Annotated in this window: 16 protein-coding genes; 12 read left to right on the plus strand and 4 right to left on the minus strand. The window is 44.1% G+C overall.

The window, feature by feature from the left end:
* Positions 1-39 precede the first annotated feature (39 nt).
* From IGJ25_RS13620 to IGJ25_RS13650, 7 genes are all read left to right on the plus strand, one after another.
* On the plus strand, positions 40-606 hold the full coding sequence (locus IGJ25_RS13620) for a helix-turn-helix domain-containing protein (protein WP_016249835.1): 567 nt from the start codon (positions 40-42) through the stop codon (positions 604-606).
* Entirely contained in the window at positions 576-1,451 is an 876-nt protein-coding gene (locus IGJ25_RS13625; protein ID WP_413118969.1) for an IS3 family transposase, read from the plus strand. The genes IGJ25_RS13620 and IGJ25_RS13625 overlap by 31 nt, the downstream gene beginning before the upstream one ends.
* A gap of 192 nt (positions 1,452-1,643) precedes the next feature.
* On the plus strand, positions 1,644-2,291 hold the full coding sequence (locus IGJ25_RS13630) for a metal-dependent transcriptional regulator (RefSeq protein ID WP_015510150.1): 648 nt from the start codon (positions 1,644-1,646) through the stop codon (positions 2,289-2,291).
* A gap of 9 nt (positions 2,292-2,300) precedes the next feature.
* Complete coding sequence (gene zwf, locus IGJ25_RS13635; RefSeq protein ID WP_225000546.1) at positions 2,301-3,827, plus strand: glucose-6-phosphate dehydrogenase; 1,527 nt, start codon at positions 2,301-2,303, stop codon at positions 3,825-3,827.
* A gap of 103 nt (positions 3,828-3,930) precedes the next feature.
* The gene (locus tag IGJ25_RS13640) at positions 3,931-4,719 is read left to right on the plus strand and encodes a bifunctional hydroxymethylpyrimidine kinase/phosphomethylpyrimidine kinase (RefSeq protein WP_081116384.1); all 789 of its coding nucleotides are present in this window, start codon (positions 3,931-3,933) and stop codon (positions 4,717-4,719) included.
* Positions 4,716-5,195, plus strand: coding sequence for an ECF transporter S component (locus tag IGJ25_RS13645; protein ID WP_015510153.1), 480 nt, complete (start codon positions 4,716-4,718; stop codon positions 5,193-5,195). Before IGJ25_RS13640 ends, IGJ25_RS13645 begins: the two co-directional genes overlap by 4 nt.
* A gap of 5 nt (positions 5,196-5,200) precedes the next feature.
* Positions 5,201-5,749 carry a TIGR01440 family protein gene (locus tag IGJ25_RS13650; RefSeq protein ID WP_015510154.1) on the plus strand — a complete coding sequence of 183 codons (549 nt, stop codon included), beginning with the start codon at positions 5,201-5,203 and terminating at the stop codon, positions 5,747-5,749.
* 116 nt (positions 5,750-5,865) lie between these two features.
* On the opposite strand, the gene IGJ25_RS13655 is transcribed toward IGJ25_RS13650, so the two are convergent.
* Complete coding sequence (locus IGJ25_RS13655; RefSeq protein WP_411798475.1) at positions 5,866-6,753, minus strand: IS3 family transposase; 888 nt, start codon at positions 6,751-6,753, stop codon at positions 5,866-5,868.
* Positions 6,711-7,277 (minus strand): helix-turn-helix domain-containing protein, encoded by a 567-nt coding sequence (locus tag IGJ25_RS13660; RefSeq protein ID WP_016249835.1) that lies wholly within the window; start codon positions 7,275-7,277, stop codon positions 6,711-6,713. The genes IGJ25_RS13655 and IGJ25_RS13660 overlap by 43 nt, the downstream gene beginning before the upstream one ends.
* A gap of 358 nt (positions 7,278-7,635) precedes the next feature.
* On the opposite strand from IGJ25_RS13660, the gene vanC reads away from it, so the two are divergent.
* From vanC to vanS, 5 genes are all read left to right on the plus strand, one after another.
* Complete coding sequence (gene vanC, locus IGJ25_RS13665; RefSeq protein WP_081116383.1) at positions 7,636-8,688, plus strand: D-alanine--D-serine ligase VanC; 1,053 nt, start codon at positions 7,636-7,638, stop codon at positions 8,686-8,688.
* A complete protein-coding gene (gene vanXY, locus IGJ25_RS13670; protein WP_438779413.1) occupies positions 8,685-9,257 on the plus strand; it encodes a D,D-carboxypeptidase/D,D-dipeptidase VanXY in 573 nt (190 codons plus the stop codon). The genes vanC and vanXY overlap by 4 nt, the downstream gene beginning before the upstream one ends.
* Positions 9,254-11,356 (plus strand): membrane-bound serine racemase VanT, encoded by a 2,103-nt coding sequence (gene vanT / locus IGJ25_RS13675; RefSeq protein WP_225000547.1) that lies wholly within the window; start codon positions 9,254-9,256, stop codon positions 11,354-11,356. Before vanXY ends, vanT begins: the two co-directional genes overlap by 4 nt.
* A gap of 98 nt (positions 11,357-11,454) precedes the next feature.
* Positions 11,455-12,150, plus strand: coding sequence for a vancomycin resistance response regulator transcription factor VanR-C (gene vanR-C, locus IGJ25_RS13680; protein WP_015510158.1), 696 nt, complete (start codon positions 11,455-11,457; stop codon positions 12,148-12,150).
* Positions 12,140-13,270, plus strand: a complete 1,131-nt coding sequence (gene vanS / locus IGJ25_RS13685; protein WP_306569625.1) for a vancomycin resistance histidine kinase VanS — start codon at positions 12,140-12,142, stop codon at positions 13,268-13,270. The genes vanR-C and vanS overlap by 11 nt, the downstream gene beginning before the upstream one ends.
* A 94-nt stretch (positions 13,271-13,364) precedes the next feature.
* On the opposite strand, the gene IGJ25_RS13690 is transcribed toward vanS, so the two are convergent.
* Positions 13,365-14,804: a glutamate synthase subunit beta gene (locus IGJ25_RS13690; RefSeq protein ID WP_225000548.1), complete on the minus strand. Its 1,440-nt coding sequence runs from the start codon at positions 14,802-14,804 to the stop codon at positions 13,365-13,367.
* A 1-nt stretch (position 14,805) separates the two neighbouring features.
* Entirely contained in the window at positions 14,806-19,311 is a 4,506-nt protein-coding gene (gene gltB / locus IGJ25_RS13695) for a glutamate synthase large subunit (protein ID WP_225000549.1), read from the minus strand.
* Between the last annotated feature and the right edge of the window lie 284 nt (positions 19,312-19,595).

Raw genomic sequence — 19,595 nt, forward strand, 5'->3', positions numbered from 1 at the left:
TAGACCAAAATAATCTAACTTTTGGGGGTCGTTATTTGTATGGCAAAATATCCTTTTGAATTAAAACTAAAAATCGTTAAAGAATATCTTAGTGGCGTGGGCGGATATCGGTATCTTGCCAACAAATACGGTATTTCAAGCAAGTCTCAAGTAAGTAATTGGGTGAATGCCTATCGTGAATACGGAGAGGAAGGTCTATTGAGAAAGCATCAAAATCAGAAATATTCTGTTCAATTTAAGTTAAATGCGCTAGAGTTATATCAAACAAGTGAGATGTCCTATCGAGAAGTTGCTAGCACTTTAGAAATGAACAACCCTGCGCTTATTGCCAATTGGATGCGTAATTTCAGAGAAGCAGGTATTGAGGGGCTCTCAAAAGAGAAAGGGCGACCACTTACTTTGACTAGAAAAAAAGAAAACAAAAAAGAAAATACAACAACTGAAGAACGCGATCGTATCAAGGCATTAGAAAAGCAAGTCCGATCCCTTCAAATTGAGAATGCCTTTTTAAAAGAGTTGAGGAAGCTGCGAAAACAGGAAGCCCAGCAAAGACGCAAGAATCAATCGCACGAATCATCGCCAGCCTCCGAGGATCATTCAAACTAGTTGAGCTTCTTGAAACATTGAAATTTCCTAAAGCAACCTATATGTATTGGCAGAAACGGTTTGACAGACCAAACCCAGACCAAGAAATTGAAGAAAAAATGCTTGAAATTCGCAAAGAGCATAAAGACTATGGCTGTCTGCGACTAAAAAAAGAATTAGAGAATCAAGGGATTCATGTCAATAAAAAGAAGATTCAACGTCTGATAAAAAAACTAGGTATCGAAGTAAAGTCTTACACTCGAAAATCTCGACGGTACAATTCTTATCGTGGGAAGGTTGGTACTGTCGCCAAAAATCGTATTCATCGTCGGTTTTATACAAATATCTGTCACCAAAAAATTACAACTGATACCACAGAGTTTAAGTATTATGAAGTAGACACCGCAGGTGTCGTTCGTCAGAAAAAGCTGTATTTAGATCCTTTCATGGATTTCTACAATAGTGAAATTCTATCTTATCGGATTTCTGAAAAACCAAACGCACTAGCCATAATGGAAGGATTAGAAGAAGCAATCCAGATGACAAATGATTGTCCATTTCGTAGAACCTTCCATTCAGATCAAGGATGGGCCTATCAAATGAATGCTTATAAGAATAAATTGAAGCAGCATAAAATCTTCCAGAGTATGTCTCGTAAAGGGAATTGTTTAGATAACTCACCTATGGAAAACTTCTTTGGTTTATTAAAGCAAGAGATTTTTCATGGAGAAGTCTATCGGAGTTTAGATGAATTGAAAACAAAAATTGACCAATATATCTATTATTACAACCATAAACGCATCAAAAAGAAATTAAATTGGCGAAGTCCGGTTCAGTTTCGAGAAGCTGTAAAAACAGCTGTCTAACAGTTAATCTTATCGTACAAAAAAGGAGTGGATTTCTCCACTCCATAAAAGTCTAACTTTTTGGGGTCACTACATCCCCTCGGTCTTCTTTTTACATAGAATATTGAGAACCGGCGGCTTTTTTCATAGTAATCAGCTGGCTTTTTTGATAAAATCTACTTTGATAGTCTTTGATAAGAGAGGATGGATCCGATGACACCAAATCGTGAAGATTATTTAAAGCTCATCTTAGAGCTTGGTGGTGACCAAAAGAAGATCAATAACAAACAAATCGTGTCAGGTCTGGACGTCTCAGCAGCTTCAGTAAGTGAAATGATTTCAAAATTATTAAAAGAAGGCTTAGTGGAACATTCACCTTATCAAGGGGTACAGTTGACTGAAACTGGTTTAGCTTCTGCAAGTGCCCTCATTCGTAAGCATCGTTTATGGGAAGTCTTTCTTGTGGAGCACCTGCATTATTCATGGAATGAAGTTCATGATGACGCAGAAGTTTTAGAACATGTCACCTCAGAAACGTTGGCGAGCCGCTTAGAAGCCTACCTTGATCATCCTCGGTATTGCCCACATGGGGGAATGATTCCTGAACAAGGAGAACTCATTCACGAAGGCGAAAAAAACACCATGAGTTCTTATCCGGTAGGAACCAAGATTCGTATCGCCCGTGTCCTTGACGAACGAGAACTGCTGGATTATCTCGTTTCGATCAAATTGAATATTCATGAAGAATACGAGATCATCGATGCGGCAGCATACGAGGGTCCGATTACGATCAAAAATGACACAAAAGAAATTGCTGTCAGCTACAAAGCCGCCAGCACGATTTTTGTCGATAAACTGTAAGGAGTGAAGATGATGGAAAAAAAGGTCCTTTTTACGATTTTTGGCGGTACGGGCGACCTTGCCCAACGCAAACTATATCCTTCTTTGTTTCGGTTGTACAAAAAAGGCGATTTGAAAGAAGATTTTGCAGTCATTGGTACTGCACGCCGTCCTTGGTCGGATGAACACTATCGTGAAGTGGTGATAGGTACAATCAAAGAGTTGAGTGACTCACAAGAACAAGCAGAGACATTCGCTTCTCATTTCTACTACCAATCACATGATGTAACAGATACGAGCCATTATGATTCATTAAAGGATTTGGCGGAAACCTTAGATCAGAAATACCATTTAGAAGGCAATCAGATTTTTTACTTAGCAATGTCCCCTAATTTCTTTGGGACGATCGTTTCTCACTTGAAATCCCAAGGAATGCTGGATACTGACGGCTACCATCGGGTGATCATCGAGAAACCGTTTGGAAGCGACTATAATTCAGCAAAAGAATTGAATGAAGAGATCAATCAAGTCTTTTCGGAACAAGAAATCTACCGAATCGATCACTATTTAGGAAAAGAAATGATCCAAAATATTTCTGCGATTCGTTTTGCCAATAACATTTTTGAGTCAATGTGGAACAATCGTTACATTGACAATGTTCAGATCAATATCGCAGAAAACTTAGGCGTAGAAGAACGCGGCGGCTATTATGATAAGAGCGGTGCCTTGAAGGATATGGTCCAAAATCATATTCTGCAGATTCTTTCCTTATTAGCCATGGAACCGCCAGTGGCTTTTTCTGAAAAAGAATTACGGACAGAAAAAATCAAAGCCTTAAATGCGATCCGTATCTACTCCGAAGAAGAAGTGAAACAACACTTCGTTCGTGGGCAATACGATAAAGGACAATTAGAAGACAAGAAATTTGTTGGTTACCGTGAAGAAGCCAATGTGGATGAAGAATCGGCAACGGAAACCTTCGTTGCTGGGAAATTTTTGATCGATAACTTCCGCTGGTCCGGCGTACCATTTTATGTGCGCACTGGGAAACGGTTGACGGAAAAAGGCACTCGCATCAACATTGTCTTTAAACAAGTCCCAGTCAATGTCTTTAAGCAAGACCTGAATGAACCAAAGCAAATCGAGAGTTTGGCACCGAATGTGCTGACGATTTACATTCAACCGACGGAAGGCTTCTCTCTTTCCTTGAACGGAAAAGAAATTGGCCAAGGGTTTGAGACATTGCCAGTGAAGCTCGATTACCGAAATAGTACTGAAATCGTCGAAAACACCCCTGAAGCTTACGAAAAACTGATTCTAGATGCCTTGAACGGTGATGGCACTAACTTTACCCACTGGGATGAAGTTGCCCAATCTTGGCGCATCGTTGATGTGATCCGTCACGCTTGGGACCAAGAAACACCTGATTTTCCAAACTATGCCGCAGGAACGATGGGCCCCCAAGCAGCCTATGATCTCTTAGCTGCCGATGGCTTTGAATGGATCTGGCGTCCCGATGAATGGTATCGTGAGCGAGATTTACTAAATGAGAAATAAACAAATGGTCAATTGGATGAGGAAAAAACATCCAATTGGCCGTTTTTCTTTTTTACCGACTGTTTATAATAGAAAGAAATGAGAAATGAAAGGAGCAGCAGACATGAAACAAGTCTTATCGATCGCCGGTCTCGACAGTTTGGCAGGTGGCGGCATGACGGCTGATTTGAAAACATTTGAGGAATTCGGGGTGTTTGGCCATGCCCTATTAACATGTGTGGTCGCCATCAAGGATGATCTTATGTTCCATGATCTCCCTGAGCCCGTGATCCAAGCACAGCTGGATTCACTGCGTTCGGTCGTATCCCTAGATGCAATCAAAATCGGGCTGCTTCATCAAACGGCCATCATTGAATTGCTGCGAGATTTTTTACAAACATTTACCGGACCGATCGTGCTCGATCCCGTTCTCGCCTTCAAAGAAGGAGATACTGCCTTTAACCACTCCTATCAAGCAGGATTGATCTCATTGTTTCCTTACACAGCATTAGTGACACCTAATCTGCTCGAAGCACAACACTTATCTGGACAAAGCATTACCTCTTTAGCAGAGATGAAAACGGCGGCAAAAAAAATCCATGCGCTTGGTGCCCCAAATGTTCTGATCAAAGGTGGCAGTCGACTAACTGGGGAAACAGCCTATGATGTTTTGTATCAAGAAGGACAATTTACCGTTTTTGAGGCAGAAAAAAGTACGCGAACCACAACCAACGGTGCTGGCTGTACCCTCTCATCAGCGATTGCCGCAATGCTTGCTAAAGGCACTTCGTTGGAAGCAGCTATCCAAACCGCAAAAGCATTTGTTTGGGCAGGGATTGAAGACGGTCTGCCTTTAGGTACCTCTGGCAACGTCAATCAGCTCGTCTATTTTAAAAAGGAGGAACACCTATGAAAGTAAGAAACCTAACGACGATCGCTATGCTGACGGCACTCACGTGTGCACTTTCTTTGACCTTTATCATTCCTGTTCCGCAAACGAAGGGCTTTGTGACCTTATGTGAAGCAGGGATCTATATCTCGGCCCTTTTGTTCGGACCTAGCGCCGGTGCCTTCGTCGGTGGAATGAGCGGCGGCATCATTGATTTTCTATCAGGTTACCCTGAATGGGCCTTCTTTTCCATCGTGATCCATGGTGTGCAAGGCTGGATCGTAGGTAGAATGAGCCATCGGCCACTAGCAGCCGTCATTGTCGGCAGTTTAATCATGATCGCCGGCTATGCAGCAGCAACGGTTTTGCTATTCGGTTTAGGCGCTGGGATCGCCTCGATCCCAAGTAATTTGATCCAAACGGTCTTTGGCAGCATCGTTGCTTTACCCCTGACGCATGCCTTGCGCCGCACGAAAAAGTTTTCTTTAAATGAAAGGTGATTCTTATGACAGATATCAATCAATTAAAAACGGATTTAACTACGATCGTTGAAGAAGTCATTACGACAGCGAATGTTGGTGAAAATGATCTTTTTGTCCTTGGTTGTTCAACAAGTGAAGTCGTGGGCGGCTTGATTGGCAAAAATTCCAGTCAAGAAGTAGGCATGGTTATCGTTGAAACACTACGAGCGATCTTGCGTCCCAAAAATATTCATTTAGCCGTTCAAGGCTGTGAACATCTCAATCGGGCTTTAGCTGTTGAGCGTGAAACGGCTCGACTATATCAATTAGAAGAAGTCGCAGTAGTGCCCCAGTTGCATGCAGGCGGTGCTTGCTCAGTTGCCGCTTTCCAGCTGTTCGATGAGCCTATTGAAGTGGAGCACATAGTAGCAAAAGCTGGCATCGATATTGGCGACACAGCAATCGGCATGCATGTCAAACATGTTCAAATCCCGATCCGTCCCTCTATCAAGTCCCTCGGCGCTGCCCATGTCACAGCTCTGGGATCACGGCCCAAATATATTGGTGGTCCTCGTGCGCATTACGCACAATAAGCGAATCGTATAATAATCGAAAAGCCCTCATCAAAAAGAAAATGTAGTGACCCCAAAAAGTTAGACTTTTATGGAGTGGAGAAATCCACTCCTTTTTTGTACGATAAGATTAACTGTTAGACAGCTGTTTTTACAGCTTCTCGAAACTGAACCGGACTTCGCCAATTTAATTTCTTTTTGATGCGTTTATGGTTGTAATAATAGATATATTGGTCAATTTTTGTTTTCAATTCATCTAAACTCCGATAGACTTCTCCATGAAAAATCTCTTGCTTTAATAAACCAAAGAAGTTTTCCATAGGTGAGTTATCTAAACAATTCCCTTTACGAGACATACTCTGGAAGATTTTATGCTGCTTCAATTTATTCTTATAAGCATTCATTTGATAGGCCCATCCTTGATCTGAATGGAAGGTTCTACGAAATGGACAATCATTTGTCATCTGGATTGCTTCTTCTAATCCTTCCATTATGGCTAGTGCGTTTGGTTTTTCAGAAATCCGATAAGATAGAATTTCACTATTGTAGAAATCCATGAAAGGATCTAAATACAGCTTTTTCTGACGAACGACACCTGCGGTGTCTACTTCATAATACTTAAACTCTGTGGTATCAGTTGTAATTTTTTGGTGACAGATATTTGTATAAAACCGACGATGAATACGATTTTTGGCGACAGTACCAACCTTCCCACGATAAGAATTGTACCGTCGAGATTTTCGAGTGTAAGACTTTACTTCGATACCTAGTTTTTTTATCAGACGTTGAATCTTCTTTTTATTGACATGAATCCCTTGATTCTCTAATTCTTTTTTTAGTCGCAGACAGCCATAGTCTTTATGCTCTTTGCGAATTTCAAGCATTTTTTCTTCAATTTCTTGGTCTGGGTTTGGTCTGTCAAACCGTTTCTGCCAATACATATAGGTTGCTTTAGGAAATTTCAATGTTTCAAGAAGCTCAACTAGTTTGAATGATCCTCGGAGGCTGGCGATGATTCGTGCGATTGATTCTTGCGTCTTTGCTGGGCTTCCTGTTTTCGCAGCTTCCTCAACTCTTTTAAAAAGGCATTCTCAATTTGAAGGGATCGGACTTGCTTTTCTAATGCCTTGATACGATCGCGTTCTTCAGTTGTTGTATTTTCTTTTTTGTTTTCTTTTTTTCTAGTCAAAGTAAGTGGTCGCCCTTTCTCTTTTGAGAGCCCCTCAATACCTGCTTCTCTGAAATTACGCATCCAATTGGCAATAAGCGCAGGGTTGTTCATTTCTAAAGTGCTAGCAACTTCTCGATAGGACATCTCACTTGTTTGATATAACTCTAGCGCATTTAACTTAAATTGAACAGAATATTTCTGATTTTGATGCTTTCTCAATAGACCTTCCTCTCCGTATTCACGATAGGCATTCACCCAATTACTTACTTGAGACTTGCTTGAAATACCGTATTTGTTGGCAAGATACCGATATCCGCCCACGCCACTAAGATATTCTTTAACGATTTTTAGTTTTAATTCAAAAGGATATTTTGCCATACAAATAACGACCCCCAAAAGTTAGATTATTTTGGTCTAACTTTTGGGGGTCGCTTCAAAAAGCATGCTTCGGCGTGCTTTTTTTGTGTCAACGTTCCTGCTATTGCCTCCCCCTTTCCTTCAGAGTGCTCTTTTTTCACTATTTTTTCCACTCCATCTTATGGCAGCTTTTTCTACTTCAAAGGCAAGTTTCTTTCTGGTGTAAAAGGAGCGGCTGCTGTCGCTTTCCTTTTGTCATAAATTCGTCAGAATTTCATCACAAAAAGAAAAGAAAGATACCAGTAAGCCCGCAAATTTCTTTTTTCTTTCCTTGATAGACTGAATGTAGTAAGAATCGAAAAGCGGAAGGAAGAAAAACATGAAAAAAATCGCCATTATTTTTGGAGGCAATTCACCGGAATACACCGTTTCTTTAGCTTCAGCAACTAGCACAATCGAAGCACTCCAATCATCTCCCTATGACTACGACCTCTCTTTGATCGGGATCGCCCCAGATGCTATGGATTGGTACTTGTATACAGGAGAACTGGAAAACATCCGACAAGACACGTGGTTGTTGGATACGAAACATAAACAGAAAATACAGCCGCTATTCGAAGGAAACGGCTTTTGGCTAAGTGAAGAGCAGCAAACGTTGGTACCTGATGTTTTATTTCCCATTATGCATGGCAAATATGGGGAAGATGGCAGTATCCAAGGATTGTTTGAATTGATGAAGCTGCCTTATGTAGGTTGCGGGGTGGCCGGTTCTGCCTTATGTATGAACAAATGGCTGCTGCATCAAGCTGCAGCAGCCATTGGCGTACAAAGTGCTCCTACGATTCTCTTGACAAATCAAGCCAACCAGCAAGAACAAATCGAAGCTTTTATCCAGACCCATGGCTTTCCAGTTTTCTTTAAGCCTAATGAAGCGGGCTCCTCAAAAGGGATCACTAAAGTCACCTGCGTTGAAGAAATCGCTTCTGCCTTAAAAGAAGCCTTTACTTATTGTTCCGCAGTGCTCCTACAAAAAAATATTGCCGGTGTTGAGATCGGTTGCGGTATTTTGGGCAACGACTCTTTGACTGTCGGTGCTTGTGACGCCATTTCATTAGTAGACGGCTTTTTCGATTTTGAAGAAAAGTACCAGCTGATCAGCGCCAAAATCACCGTCCCTGCGCCATTGCCTGAAACGATTGAAACCAAGGTCAAAGAACAAGCTCAGCTGCTCTATCGTAGTCTTGGTCTTAAAGGTCTTGCTCGCATCGACTTTTTTGTCACGGATCAAGGAGAACTATACTTGAATGAAATCAATACTATGCCGGGCTTTACGAGTCACTCCCGCTATCCTGCCATGATGGCAGCGGTCGGCTTATCCTATCAAGAACTACTACAAAAACTGCTTGTCTTAGCAAAGGAGGAAGTCAAATGAATCCCTATCTACAGTTAGTTAGCAAAGAATTTCCGTTAGAAAAAAACCAAGAACCCCCTCATTTAGTCCTTGCTGCCTTCAGCGAAGACGAGGTTTACTTGCAGCCAGAAGCAGCCAAACAATGGAAACGGCTCGTCAAATCCTTAAAGCTTGAAGACGAGATCTGCTTGTTAGATGGCTACCGAACCGAAAAGCAGCAACGGTATTTATGGGAGTATTCCTTGAAAGAAAATGGGCTAGCCTATACGAAACAATTTGTGGCATTGCCCGGTTGCAGTGAACATCAGTTAGGCTTAGCGATCGATGTTGGTTTAAAGGGCAGCCAGGATGATTTGATCTGCCCACTATTTCGTGACAGCGCAGCCGCCGATTTATTTACCCAGGAAATGATGAACTATGGGTTTATTTTACGCTATCCCGCAGACAAACAGGAAATTACAGGGATTGGCTATGAACCATGGCATTTTCGTTATGTCGGTCTGCCTCATAGTCAAATCATCGCCAGTCAACAGTGGACCTTGGAAGAATACCATCAATACCTTGAACAAACTGCGAGGCAGTTCGCATGAAGAAGAATCAAGGAATCGAGCAATTCCGGGTGATTTTGGCGATGATGGTGGTGGCGATCCACTGTCTGCCTCTTCATCACTTATGGCCTGACGGTGATATCCTGATCACGTTGACGCTCTTCAGAATTGCCGTTCCCTTCTTTTTTATGATCAGCGGATATTACGTGTTCAGCGACTTAGCCACCCAAAACAGCTATCCTGCCAGACATCGTGTCTGGCAGTTTATTAAAAAGCAGCTGCAAGTCTACCTCATAGCCACACTGCTCTTTTTGCCGCTTGCTTGGTACAGCGGCATGCTTGGGTTGAACATGCCGCTGGGCACCTTTATCCAAACATTGTTGGTCACTGGCATTCTTTACCATCTTTGGTATTTTCCTGCGATCATTACCGGCAGTCTACTAGTGATGGGCCTCTTGACACGGCTTTCTTTCAAGCAAGTGTTTTTCATTGCTGTCGGTTTGTATGTGGTTGGTTTAGGTGGGGACAGTTGGTCTGGCCTGGCTGCACAAACACCCATTACGCCACTCTATTCACTGATTTTTCAACTATTGGATGGAACTCGCAACGGCATTTTCTTTGCTCCTTTATTTTTGATCTTAGGGGTACTAGCCAGAAGATTTTCCAAGAAACCAGCTTCTCCCCATCGCTATAGTTATCTGCTGATCAGTCTGATTTGCTTGCTTTTGGAAAGTTACCTTTTGCATCACTTTACCACGCCGAAACATGACAGCATGTATGTTTTTTTGCCCTTCGTCCTGTTGTTTTTATTTCCGATCATCCAGCAATGGCAAGCACCCATAATCTGGAAACAAGCGGGTCGACTGTCCCTTTGGCTCTATTTGCTCCATCCTTATACCATTGCAGTGACCCATTTTCTTAGTCAAAAGCTGCCCTTGCTGCAAAACAATCTGATCAATTTCTTCGTGGTCTTAGGACTGACCATTGGGGTGGTGCAAGGTCTCTTTGCTTTGCAGAAGCTGTTCCCGTTTTCGAAAAAAACGCCGCCCAAATTGCAGCGAGCAGCCAAAGAATTTTCCGCCCCCGCTTTGTTGCACAACCTGCAGGAAATCAAGCGATTGATCCCAGCAACAACAAAAGTGATGGCGGTGGTTAAAGCGGATGCTTATGGTTGTGATGCGAAGACGGTCGCCAGTACCCTAGAAAGAGCCGGCGTTGATTTCTTTGCCGTTGCTACCCTTGAAGAAGCCATTGAATTACGGCGAGCTGGCATCAAAAGTCCCTTACTGATTTTAGGGTACACTTCTGCCCAACGTGCCAAAGAGCTGAAACATTATTCCTTGATTCAAACCATCGTTAGTGAGGCCCATGGGCATGCTTTAGCCCAAACAAGCATTCCGATCGAATGCCATTTAGCGGTAGATACTGGTATGCACCGCTTAGGCGTTGCACCTGATCTTGAGACAGTTACTGGACTTTACGCCTTGCCATCTCTCAAGATTACGGGCATTTTTTCCCATCTAGGCTCTTCAGATCAGCTGGATACGGCAAGTATCTTGCGGACACAAGCCCAAATCACTTGTTTTGATGATCTGTTGGCTGGCTTATCCGCTAGAAATATCGCCTATGGACTGACACATCTGCAAAGCAGCTACGGAATATTGAATTACCCAGAGAAACACTATGATTATGTACGCCCAGGTATTCTTCTAACTGGTTCATTGAGCGTCCCAAACGAACCAACGAAGCAGAAGATAAACGTACAGCCAATTTTGACACTCAAAGCCTTACTGGTAGACAAAAAAACAGTTGCCGCTGGTGAAGCGATCGGCTATGGATTAGGCACTGTTTTTGATCGACCAGCCACGATCGGGATCGTTAGCATCGGCTACTGCGACGGGGTTCCACGTGCCCTATCAAACCAAGGGTTCCAACTTTCTTATCAGGGTGCTTTACTCCCGCAGATTGGGTTGGTTTGTATGGATATGCTCTTGATCGATTTAACGGACTATCCAGAACTGGCGGTCGAAAGTTCGCTCGAAGTAATCAGCGATTGGACGACTACCGCTGATCAAGCACAAACCATTACCAATGAATTGATCAGCCGCCTAGGTTCCCGCATCACCTCTAGTTCAAAGTAGAAAACGAATGCATTCGCTTACCGATTACGGTATGATGGGTGTAGAGTAAATGGTAGTGTAAATGAAAAATGATCGTAGATAGTTGGAGTGAATCAAGGATGGCAGAAAAAATAATTGTTGTTGATGATGAAAAAGAAATCGCGGAGTTAGTCACGACGTTTCTAAGGAATGAAGGCTTCCAAGTAGAATCTTTTTATGATGGAACGAGCGCTTTGGCTTATCTTGAAAAAGAAACGGTCGACGTGGCGGTTTTAGATGTGATGCTGCCGGATATCGACGGCTTTCAGCTGTTGCAGCAAATTCGTAAGACCCACTTTTTCCCAGTCCTGATGCTCACGGCAAAAGGGGAAGACTTGGATAAAATCACCGGTCTAAGCCTTGGGGCAGATGATTATGTGACCAAGCCCTTCAATCCTTTAGAAGTCGTTGCTCGGGTCAAAACGCAGCTGCGGCGATACCAGCGTTACAACCAGTCAGCGAATCCCCAGAAGATTGAAGAATACGAAAAGGAAGGCTTACTGTTGAAAATCAACAGCCACCAATGTTTTCTTTATGGCAAAGAGGTTTTCTTGACCCCCATCGAATTTAAAATCTTGCTTTACTTATTTGAACACCAAGGATCGGTCGTTGCCTCGGAAACCCTTTTTGAAGCAGTTTGGAAAGAAAAGTATTTAGACAACAATAACACAGTGATGGCACATATCGCCCGTTTGCGGGAAAAACTGAACGAACAACCCCGCAAACCGAAATTAATCAAAACCGTATGGGGGGTCGGCTATATCATTGAAAAATAGAAGTCCATTGATCCGCAAGCTCTTGACCCAATACTTTATCACCACGGGCATCTTGATGGCGATCTTGATCATCATTCCTTTCGCAGTACGCTTCGTTGCTGGAATGAGGGTCTGGTATGGCTATGAACCCATTTATCAAATTTTACGACTTTTTGCTGACTATTGGCTTCTTTGCTTAGCCATCGGGGCCTTACTGATTTGGGTGAGCACAACGATTTATTATATGAGTAAAGCTATCAGTTATTTGAATGAAACGATCCAAGCCACAAACCAACTGATTGCCGAACCCACGAAGCGAATCGTTCTTTCCAGCAATATGATTGATGTGCAAGAAGAAATGAACCAGTTGCGAGAGAAAAACTTACAGGATCAACGAGCCGCCAAAGAAGCGGAACAACGAAAAAATGATTTGATCGTCTATCTCGCACATGATTTACGAACGCCTTTGACCAGTGTGATCGGCTATTTGACGCTTTTAGAAGAGGAACCGCAGCTTTCTACCGAACTACGCGCACGCTATACGAAGATCGCCTTGCAAAAAGCCCAACGGCTGGAACTATTGATCAGCGAATTTTTCGAAATTACCCGCTTTAATCTTACAACGATCGCCTTGCAAACTGAAACCACGGATTTGAGCTTGATGCTGGAACAGTTGACGTTTGAATTTTTGCCGCTGTTAGAAGAAAAAAATCTCCATTGGCAACTTCAGCTACAGAATAAAGTCTTTGCGACCGTTGATACGGAGAAAATGGAACGCGTTTTTGATAACTTGATCCGCAATGCCATCAATTATAGCTATCCTAACTCCCCTTTGCGATTAGCCATCAGCGAGTCTGATGATATCCTGATTCGTTTGACCAATCAAGGAAAAACGATCCCAGCTGAAAAGATCGGCTTGATTTTTGAGCCTTTCTACCGCATGGATGCTTCCCGAGCAACAGCGACGGGTGGGACGGGTCTTGGTTTGCCGATCGCCAAAGAAATCGTTGAAGCATTAGGTGGAAAGATCTGGGCGGAAAGCCGTGATGAAACCATCGTCTTTTCGATTCGCCTACCGAAGGCAGCAATGGAAAAAAATGAACAGCTGCCAAAGCCCCATCCATCTGAACCAACCGCTTAACAGGCAAACAACCTGAGCATTTCGCTGATCCCCTTCTAATTCTGAAGGAGGAATAGCTGCTCAGGTTGTTTTTTATTGATTGCTTATTGATTGCTTATTGATACACCAATGATCGTAACGCTTGATCGACTTTTTCTGCCGCTAAGCGTCCTTCACGAATCGCCCAGATGACTAAACTCGGTCCTCGTTTGGCATCTCCTGCGACTAACACTCGTTCATTGTTCGTCGTGTAATCATCGTACACTTCTCGCACACCAAAGGCATCGAAGAGTTGGGTCTCTGCACCAACAAAGCCCATTGCCAGCAAGACCAAATCCGCCTTGATCACTTGCTCTGTGCCAGGGATCGGCTGAAACTGTTGATCTACTGAGACCGTTTCGATGGCGATCAACTGGCCGCGTTCGGCGCCGATAAAGGCCGTTGTGGACACTCCATGATACGTCACTTGTGTTTGTAGCACTTCAGCCGCTTCTTCTTGCCCATATCCTGTGCGAGCTGTCATTGGGTATTCTGGCCAAGGATTGCTGTCGGTCCGTGTCAATGGCAGTTGGGGCGTGATCTCCAATTGACGCACAGAAGCGGCTCCTTGCCGAATCGCTGAACCAATACAGTCATTTCCAGTGTCGCCGCCACCAATCACGATAACATGTTTGCCAGCAAGTTTTTTACTTGTTGCCGCTTTGCCATGCTTTAACACATCTTTGGTTGCTTCCGTCAGATAATCGACTGCAAATTGCACCCCAGTCAATTCACGACCTGGAATCTTCAAGTCACGAGGAACACTAGCTCCTGTTGCCAAGATGACCCGATCATACTGAGTGGCCAATTCTTCTGCTGACAAGTCACGACCGATCTCCGTATTAGCGACAAAGGTCACGCCTAGCTCTGCCATCAAGTCAATCCGTCGCTGAACGACGTCTTTATCTAATTTCATATTTGGAATACCGTACATCAGTAAACCGCCAAAGCGATCACTGCGTTCATAGACCGTCACTTGATGCCCTAGTTGATTCAAGCGCCATGCAGCGGATAAACCAGCTGGTCCGCTGCCGACGATGGCAACTTTGAACCCAGTCGCTTCTTGAGGCAATCCCGAGGCTTTGACCCAATCATTTTCAAAAGCAGTATCGATAATAAAGCGTTCATTGTCGTGGATCGTGACACCTGAGCCATTCAGTGCTTCGGTACAGCCTTTTTCACAAGGAGCTGGACAAACACGACCAGTCATTTCAGGTAATGGGTTGGTTTTGGCAAGACGCTCAAAAGCGGCTTGGAAACGCCCTTGATAAACCAAGTCATTCCATTCAGGAATCAGGTTGTCATTGGGACAACCTGAAACCGCTCGTTGCCCCCCGTAAAAAGAACCGGTATGACAAAAAGGAATCCCGCAGTTCATACAGCGTGCTGCTTGCTCTTGACGCTCATTTTCAGGCAATGGCGTCTGTAATTCTTGCCAGTCTTCGATTCGTTCTGCCACTGGTCGGGTAGGATTTTCTACTCTTGGGTACTTTAAAAAACCAAATGGATCTGCCATATTAGTCACGCTCCTTTCCTGGGATGGTCAATTGTGGACCGACGACAGCTTCGAAGGCTTTCGTCACAAGTTCATCTCCGACAAACCCTTGGTCCGCCAAGGTCTCCGTCGCTTGGATCATCTGATGATATTCTGTCGGATAGACTTTGATGAAATGGTGCTGCTGATTTTCCCAATCTTCTAGGATCTCAGCCGCCTTCAATGAATCTGTATAGGCGAAATGCTGCTGGATCATCTCTTTTAGTTGGTGGTCATCGCCGCTTTCGCCAATCCGATATAAATCAACCATTTCCCGATTGCATTTATCGGCAAAGGTTTGATCGGGGTCGTAAACATACGCCACGCCACCGGACATTCCAGCACCGAAGTTGCGGCCGGTTTTTCCTAATATCACCACGACACCGCCAGTCATGTACTCACAGCCATGATCGCCAACACCTTCGACAACGACATTGGCTCCGCTGTTACGAACACAAAAGCGTTCGCCAGCAATGCCTCGGAAATAGCCTTCGCCTCGATTTGCCCCGAAGCACGCTACATTACCAACAATTGGTGAATGCTCTGCGTCATAAGCGGCATCTTCAGGTGGCACAATGATCAAGCGGGCACCGCTTAACCCTTTGGCTACATAATCGTTGGCCTCACCGATCAGTTTCAACTGGATGCCCTGGGTGGCAAAAGCCCCAAAGCTTTGTCCAGCAATACCTCGATACGTAAACTGCAACAGACCTGGCGTAACTTCATAATTGCCAAAACGTTCCGCGATCCAGCCTCCTAAACGCGCGCCGACTGAGCGTTGAACATTATTGATCGTATGATTCGTCACGATTTCTTGATTGTTGTCGATAGCAGCTTGTGCAAAAGCATCTAATTCTGGCCATTGACGTTTCTCAAGGAATGGATCGGTCACTTTGCGTTCGATTGGGATCGTCGTCCCAATCATTTTCGAAAAGTCTAATGACTTTGCTTTGCCTTTAGCAACGAAGCGTGGTGTCAACAATTCCGCATGTCCTACCATCTCATCGATGGTACGAAAGCCTAACTCAGCCATCGTTTCCCGTAGATCTTCTGCTAAAAAGTACATCGTGTTGATGATGTGCTCAGGTTTTCCAGCAAAAAATTTTCGCAACGCTGGGTTCTGTGTAGCAATGCCGACAGGACATGTATTGATACTGCATACCCGCATCATGACACAACCAATCGCAACTAGCGCTAAAGAGGCAAAGCTATATTCTTCTGCTCCTAAAAGAGCAGCAATGGCGATGTCCCGACCCGTCATCAATTTTCCATCTGTCTCTAAGGTCATTCGCTGCCGCAAATGATTCATAGCTAACGTTTGATGGGCTTCTGCAAGCCCCATCTCCCAAGGCAAGCCGGCATCACGGATCGAATTTCTCGGAGAAGCACCAGTCCCACCGTCATAGCCTGAGATCACGACTACGTCTGCGCCAGCTTTGACGACACCGGTAGCGATCGTACCCACGCCCGTACTAGAAACCAATTTGACATTGATCCGTGCATACGGATTGATGGCTTTTAAGTCATAGATCAGCTGGGCTAGATCTTCAATCGAATAAATGTCGTGATGTGGTGGCGGTGAAATCAATCGAACACCAGGCGTAGACCCTCGAATCTCGGCGACCCACGGGAAGACTTTATTGCCCGGTAATTGACCGCCTTCTCCAGGTTTCGCCCCTTGCGCCATTTTGATCTGGAGTTCATCTGCACTCATTAAATATTCGGCGTTGACACCAAAACGGCCAGAAGCTACTTGTTTGATGCGACTATTATAATTAATGCCATCCACTGGTTTGAAACGATTTCGGTTTTCGCCACCTTCTCCACTATTGGATTTTGCCCCGATCGCATTCATTCCTTCAGCAATACAGCGATGTGCTTCTTCACTTAGTGAGCCGTAGGACATCGCCCCGACTTTAAATCGTTTGACGATCGTTTCGACAGGCTCCACCTCAGCTAACGGAATACTGCGTCTTGTGTTCGCAAAGGTCCACATAGACCGTAACGTCGTTGGATTGTCCAATGCCTCTTGATTCATTTCCGCCGCATATTCTTTATAAAGCTCATAACTGCCTGTGCGAACGGCTTTTTGGAACCCATAGATCGTTTTTGGATTGAACAAATGATGTTCCCCATCGGCTTTGTACTGGAAACTACCGCCAGAATCAAGATAATCCATTCGTTTTTCACCATATGCGGCCTCATAACGCGTCAGATATTCTTGCTCGATTTGCGCTAACGAGAGACCACCGATACGGGTAACCGTGCCGGTAAAATATTCAGCGATGACTTTCTCAGAGATACCAACCGCTTCAAACAATTGTGCCCCGTGGTAACCGGCGATCGTTGAGATTCCCATTCGTGACATGATTTTGACAATGCCCTTTTCACATGCCTTGCGGTAACTTTCGATCTTTTCTGAAAGCTCAAAATGCGCCAATGTCTGGTAAGCCCCATAAGGATGGACCCCACTTGCTCCGTAGCCGACTAACATGGCATAATGATGGACCTCACAGACTTCCGCAGTATCCGCAACGATCGATGCCAAGGAACGTTTGCCTTTTCGCACCAAATAATTGTGCAGGCCTGATACCGCCAAGAGAATCGGAATCGCCACTTTTCCTTCTTGCGCTTGGATGACTTCCCGATCACTTAAAATGACGATCGTTGCCCCAGCATCGATTTTTTGCTCCGTTTCTTTAAAAAGCGCTTCTAACGCTTGTTGCAAAGCTACCCCGTTTTCAGGTACATAATCATAAAGAATCGACTGTAAAACCGCTTTTTGACCATTTTGATCTAACTGTTTGATTTTTTCATATTCACTCGTTTTTAACACAGGACTAGCAATCTTCAGCTTATTACAATTGATTCGAATGTCCTTTGAAACATCCCCATCTCGACCTAAAAACAGCTCGGTACCGATCACTAGTTTTTCGCGAATCGCATCAATGGGTGGATTAGTCACTTGGGCGAATTGTTGCTTGAAGTACGTAAACAAGGATTGGGGACGTTCGCTCAAAATAGCTAAGGGTGAATCAAACCCCATGGAGATCACTGGTTCTTCTCCCGTTTGAGCCATTGGTAAAATCAACGTGCGTATGATCTCATCCGTGTAGCCATTCCGTTTCCAAAGGGTCTGGATCGCATCGTCTGCTGTTTCTTCCTGCTTCTTAGTCCCAGGAAGCAGCTCTGGTGTCAATAAGTGTTCCGCTAGCCACTCCTGGTAAGGATGGGCATTCGCATAATGCGCTTTGATTTCTTGATTTCGTAAGATCATCCCTTTTTGGGTATCCACCAAAAACATATTTGCTGGTCCAAGCACCCCTTTTTCAATCACTTCCGACGCTGGTAAATCCACCACGCCTGACTCAGAGGCCACGACAACAAAACCAGCTTTTGTGATCGAGTAGCGAGATGGTCGCAATCCATTACGATCAAGGGCAGCTCCCACCATCTCCCCATCGGTAAAGCATAAAGCTGCTGGTCCATCCCAAGGAGCCATAAAGCTTGCATTGTATTCATTAAAAGCCGTCAGTTCTGGCGTCAAGCCAGCTTCTTTAGACCACGCTTCTGGCACCATCATCAACAGTGCTTGGGGAATGTCTCGACCTTGACGATACAAGTATTCCATACAATTTTCCAGCTTCGCAGAATCGGAGTTTTCGTCATCGTAGACTTCGATCTGATGTCCATGCATCCAATTTTCCGCCCCGCGTAACGTGTTGATTTCGCCATTATGGGCTAAGAAACGAAAAGGTTGCGCCCGACTCCAGCTTGGAAAGGTATTCGTTGAAAAGCGAGAATGGGTCAAAGCAATACTTGAAGTCATTTCTGGGCTTTGAAGATCTTTGAAAAACAAGCCAACTTGATAGGCATGCAGCATCCCTTTATAAACAACTGTCTTACTGGACAAGCTGCAGATAGACAGCTCATCGGTATGATATGTTTTTTCCAGTTTACGCCGTAGCCGATAAAGCTGATCTTCAAAGGGACGGCCAGCTGCTACATCGACAGGCTTTTCAATAAAGACTTGCACAAAAGATGGTATGACTTTTTGCGCCCCTGGCCCACACTGATAATAATCATATGGAACGTCGCGCTGCCATAAAACCGTAAAACCCATTTGTTGAATGTCTTTAGTTACTTCTTCTTGGACCTGTGCTGCTCGGAGCTTTTCTTTCGGTAAAAAAAACATCCCAACAGCATAGGCGTCTTTTTCAGGCAATGGGATTCCTGACTCTTTTGCCCGCTGCTGAAAAAAAGGATCTGGCATCGCCATCAAGATTCCTGCTCCGTCCCCCGTGTCAGGTTCAGCGCCTGTTCCCCCTCGATGATTCATCCGTTCTAACATCGTTAAGGCATTTTGGACGAGCTCTCGGGAATAATGACCATTTTTCTGAGCAATGAACCCCATCCCACAAGCATCTTTTTCAAAAGCGGCATCGTACATCGTTTGGTTCGTTGTTTTCATCATCTCTAAATCACTCATGGAATCACACTTTCTTTCAATTTTCTGAATATTCCGATTTTTAACAGTTTACAACCTGTTTTTCTATCTGGCAAGTTTTTTTTACTTGATCCGATCTCGTTGCTTTCTTCCTTCAAGGGTTACTTACATCCATTGAACAAGTAGTTACTTGTAAATCACAGGCAGGAGTCTTCGTCTAATAAGGTTTTTTTATTATACAATAAACTATCGTAAAATTATTGCAAACAAATGAGAATCGTTATCAATTAACGCGGATTTTCTCATTTGGATGTCACAAACAGCTG

This window comes from Enterococcus sp. DIV0240d, from assembly GCF_051711245.1.
GTDB lineage: Bacteria > Bacillota > Bacilli > Lactobacillales > Enterococcaceae > Enterococcus_D > Enterococcus_D casseliflavus.

What these genes read in the sequence shown, in the direction of transcription:
- IGJ25_RS13620 (WP_016249835.1), top strand. Translation starts at nt 40, where the DNA reads ATGGCAAAATATCCTTTTGAATTAAAACTAAAAATCGTTAAAGAATAT.
- IGJ25_RS13630 (WP_015510150.1), top strand. Translation starts at nt 1,644, where the DNA reads ATGACACCAAATCGTGAAGATTATTTAAAGCTCATCTTAGAGCTTGGT.
- zwf (WP_225000546.1), top strand. Translation starts at nt 2,301, where the DNA reads ATGATGGAAAAAAAGGTCCTTTTTACGATTTTTGGCGGTACGGGCGAC.
- IGJ25_RS13640 (WP_081116384.1), top strand. Translation starts at nt 3,931, where the DNA reads ATGAAACAAGTCTTATCGATCGCCGGTCTCGACAGTTTGGCAGGTGGC.
- IGJ25_RS13645 (WP_015510153.1), top strand. Translation starts at nt 4,716, where the DNA reads ATGAAAGTAAGAAACCTAACGACGATCGCTATGCTGACGGCACTCACG.
- IGJ25_RS13650 (WP_015510154.1), top strand. Translation starts at nt 5,201, where the DNA reads ATGACAGATATCAATCAATTAAAAACGGATTTAACTACGATCGTTGAA.
- IGJ25_RS13660 (WP_016249835.1), bottom strand. Translation starts at nt 7,277, where the DNA reads ATGGCAAAATATCCTTTTGAATTAAAACTAAAAATCGTTAAAGAATAT.
- vanC (WP_081116383.1), top strand. Translation starts at nt 7,636, where the DNA reads ATGAAAAAAATCGCCATTATTTTTGGAGGCAATTCACCGGAATACACC.
- vanXY (WP_438779413.1), top strand. Translation starts at nt 8,685, where the DNA reads ATGAATCCCTATCTACAGTTAGTTAGCAAAGAATTTCCGTTAGAAAAA.
- vanT (WP_225000547.1), top strand. Translation starts at nt 9,254, where the DNA reads ATGAAGAAGAATCAAGGAATCGAGCAATTCCGGGTGATTTTGGCGATG.
- vanR-C (WP_015510158.1), top strand. Translation starts at nt 11,455, where the DNA reads ATGGCAGAAAAAATAATTGTTGTTGATGATGAAAAAGAAATCGCGGAG.
- IGJ25_RS13690 (WP_225000548.1), bottom strand. Translation starts at nt 14,804, where the DNA reads ATGGCAGATCCATTTGGTTTTTTAAAGTACCCAAGAGTAGAAAATCCT.
- gltB (WP_225000549.1), bottom strand. Translation starts at nt 19,311, where the DNA reads ATGAGTGATTTAGAGATGATGAAAACAACGAACCAAACGATGTACGAT.